4 protein-coding genes are annotated in these 3,234 nt (G+C 68.7%); all 4 read left to right on the top strand.

Annotation, left to right across the window (positions count from 1 at the left end; genetic code table 11):
• The first annotated feature begins 39 nt into the window (after positions 1-39).
• Positions 40-930 carry a lysophospholipid acyltransferase family protein gene (locus LPZ50_RS23490; protein WP_230665275.1) on the top strand — a complete coding sequence of 297 codons (891 nt, stop codon included), beginning with the start codon at positions 40-42 and terminating at the stop codon, positions 928-930.
• Positions 931-941: 11 nt separating this feature from the next.
• Positions 942-1,856: a diaminopimelate epimerase gene (gene dapF / locus LPZ50_RS23485; protein WP_230665274.1), complete on the top strand. Its 915-nt coding sequence runs from the start codon at positions 942-944 to the stop codon at positions 1,854-1,856.
• Positions 1,857-1,861: 5 nt separating this feature from the next.
• The gene (locus LPZ50_RS23480; RefSeq protein WP_230665273.1) at positions 1,862-2,542 is read left to right on the top strand and encodes a DUF484 family protein; all 681 of its coding nucleotides are present in this window, start codon (positions 1,862-1,864) and stop codon (positions 2,540-2,542) included.
• A gap of 31 nt (positions 2,543-2,573) precedes the next feature.
• A partial coding sequence (locus LPZ50_RS23475; protein WP_230665272.1) for a site-specific integrase occupies positions 2,574-3,234 on the top strand: 661 nt, incomplete at its 3' end.

Here is a 3,234-nt window from a genome sequence, read left to right as displayed (position 1 = left end):
CCTCGGCGCACGCTGAACCGGCCGAACCGCCCCCCGCCCATGAATGACTTCAAAATCCGCGCCCTGCACGCGTTGTTCTCCTGGTTCGGCCGCGTGCGCCCGGCCACGCGCCAGCGCATCGGCGCCACGCTGGGCTGGCTGACCCTGAAGCTGGCCCGCTCGCGCGCGCGCATCGTGCGCAAGAACCTGCAGCTGTGCTTCCCAGACGAACCCGAACACGTGCGCGAACGCTGGACACGCGAACACTTCCGCGCCCTGGCGCAAACCATCGTCGACCGCGGCGTACTGTGGTACGGCACGCCCGAGGCCGTCCGCGAACTGGTCACCCAGGAAGGCGGGCACCGCATCAACGACTGCATCGCCCAGGGCCACCCGGTCATCTTGCTGGCGCCCCATTTCGTGGCCCTGGATGCCGCCGCCACCCGGCTGACCATGGAAGTGCCCAGCAGCGCCACCATGTACACGCCGCAAAGCGACCCGGCGGTGGACGCCATCGTGCGCGACGGCCGGGCCCGCTTCAACGAGGTCTTCCTGGTCAGCCGCAAAGACGGCGTGCGCGACCTGGTGCGCCACCTGCGCGCGCCGCGGCCGGTGTATTACCTGCCCGACATGGATTTCGGCCGCAGCGGCGCGGTGTTCGTGCCGTTTTTCGGTGTGCCGGCCGCCACCCTGCTGGCCACCGCGCAACTGGCGCGCAAATGGAACGCCACGGTATTGCCGGTGGTGGATTTCTGGAATCCCGACACCGGCCGCTACCACGTGGAAGTGCTGCCCGCCATGGAAGACTTCCCCGGCGACGGCTCGCTGGAAGACGCCACGGCGCGCTTGAACCGCGATATCGAAAGCTGGGTGCGGCGCTGCCCCAGCCAGTATTACTGGGTGCACCGCCGCTTCAAGACGCGCCCGCCGGGCGAGGCCAAGTTCTACTGAAGCCGCGCGTAATGGGCGATAATCGCCCGATGATCTGGAATTTCACCAAGATGCACGGCGCGGGCAACGATTTCGTTGTCCTCGACGGCGTGCGCCAATCCATCGCCATGACGCCCGAGCGCGCCCGCGCCCTGGCCGACCGGCATTTCGGCATCGGCGCCGACCAAATCCTGCTGGTGGAACCCGCCACCAGCCCCGACGCCGATTTCCGCTACCGCATATTCAACGCCGACGGGTCCGAAGTCGAACACTGCGGCAACGGCGCGCGCTGCTTCGTGCGCTTCGTGCACGAACAACGTCTGTCCGACCGCAACCCGCTGCGCGCGGAAATCGCCACCGGCATCCTGGTGCTAGACGAAGGCGACGACGAACAGGTCACCGTGGACATGGGCATTACCCGGTTTGACCCCGCGGCCCTGCCGTTCGACACCGCCGGGTTGGCCAGTACGGTGCAGGGCCAGGACACCCTGTGGGAACTGGACCTGCCCGACGCCCCGGCCAACATGCCGCGCAGCGTGCGGGTGTCGGCCGTGGCCATTTCCAACCCCCATGCCGTGCAGCAGGTCGACAACGTCGACACCGCGCCGGTGGCCGTGGTGGGCCCGCTGGTCGAACGCCATGCGCGCTTCCCGCGGCGCGTGAACGCCGGTTTCATGCAGGTAATCGACCGCCACACCATCCGCCTGCGCGTGTACGAACGCGGCGCGGGGGAAACGCTGGCCTGCGGCACCGGCGCCTGCGCGGCCGTGGCGGCCGGCATCCGGCGCGGCCTGCTCGACACACCCGTACGCGTACACACGCGCGGCGGCATGCTCTCCATCGACTGGAACGGCGAACGCCTGCGCATGACCGGCCCGGCCACGTCCGTGTTCTCGGGCCAGGTCGACATCGACAAACTCGTCTTTTCCATGGCCCTCGGCCGATAGCCTTCATGACCGATACCGCTCTCACTGCCCAGGACGTCGCGGATTTCCTGCAGAACAATCCCGACTTCTTCGATGAACACGCCGAAGTCTTCTCCACCCTGCAGGTGCCGCACCCGCACGGCGCCCGCGCCATTTCGCTGGGCGAACGGCAGATTTTCACGCTGCGCGAACGCAACCGCGAACTCGAATGGCGCCTGAACGAACTGGTGCACCACGCCGATTCCAACGAGGCCATCGGCGAACGCGTGTCGCAATGGTGCTGCCGCCTGCTGGGTGAAACCGAACCCCAGCACCTGCCCGGCGAAATCGCCCTGGGCCTGGCCGAACAATTCGACCTGAACCACGTGGCCATGCGTCTGTGGAACCTGCCCGGCCTGCCCGACGCGGGCTATGGCGAGCCGGTATCGGCCGACGTGCACGCCTTCGCCGACAGCCTGAAGGCCCCCTACTGCGGCCCCGACACCGAGTTCGAAGCCGCCGGCTGGCTGGATGCCAAGCCCAAGTCGCTGGCCCTGGTGCCGCTGCGCTTCGACGCCGACCAACCCAGCATCGGCCTGCTGGTGCTCGGGTCCGACGACCCGGAACGCTTCAACCCGGAAATGGGCACGGTATTCCTGGAAGCCATCGGCCGGTTGGCCTCGGCCACGTTGCGGCGGCTGGACACGCCGGCGGCGGCCCAGCCCTGATCCGGGGCGCACGGCTGCCCCCACCCACGCCATGAACCCGGACGACCCCGCTACCGACACCCTGCCGCGGCCCATGGACACATGGCTGCAGCACTTGCGGTCGCATCGGCGTTATTCCGCGCATACCCTGGACGCCTACCAGCGCGACTTGCGCCAACTGGCCCAGCTGGCGCAAGTCGGGCGCCTGCCGCTGGAACAGTTGTCCAACGGGCATATCCGCCAGTTCGTGGCGCGCCTGCACGCACAGGGGCTGGGGCCGCGCAGCCTGGCCCGCACGCTGGCCGCCTGGCGCGGCTTTTACCAGTGGTGGGCGCCGGCGGCCAAACTGGCCGGCAACCCCGTTGCCGGCGTGCGCGCTCCCAAGGCCGCGCGCGGCCTGCCCAAGGCCTTGTCGGTAGAACAGGCCCAGGCGCTGCTGGACCACGCCGCCGCCAGGCTGGCCAACGAACCAACCGGCCTGCGCGACCGCGCCATGTTCGAACTGCTGTATTCCAGCGGGCTGCGGCTGTCGGAACTGGTAAGCCTGGACATGCGCTATGAACGCAGCCCCGATTACGAATCGCGCAGCTGGCTGAATATGGCCGAGGCCGAAGTCGTGGTGCTGGGCAAGGGCGGCAAGCGCCGCAGCGTGCCGGTGGGCCAGGCCGCGCTGGCCGCGCTGCAGCGCTGGATCGACGCACGTCCCCAATTGG

Origin of the sequence: Bordetella petrii (assembly GCF_020991325.1) — a bacterium.
Taxonomy (GTDB): domain Bacteria; phylum Pseudomonadota; class Gammaproteobacteria; order Burkholderiales; family Burkholderiaceae_B; genus Bordetella_A; species Bordetella_A petrii_E.
Note: the sequence above shows the minus strand (reverse complement) of the source record. Positions and strands in the feature narration are given on the sequence as shown.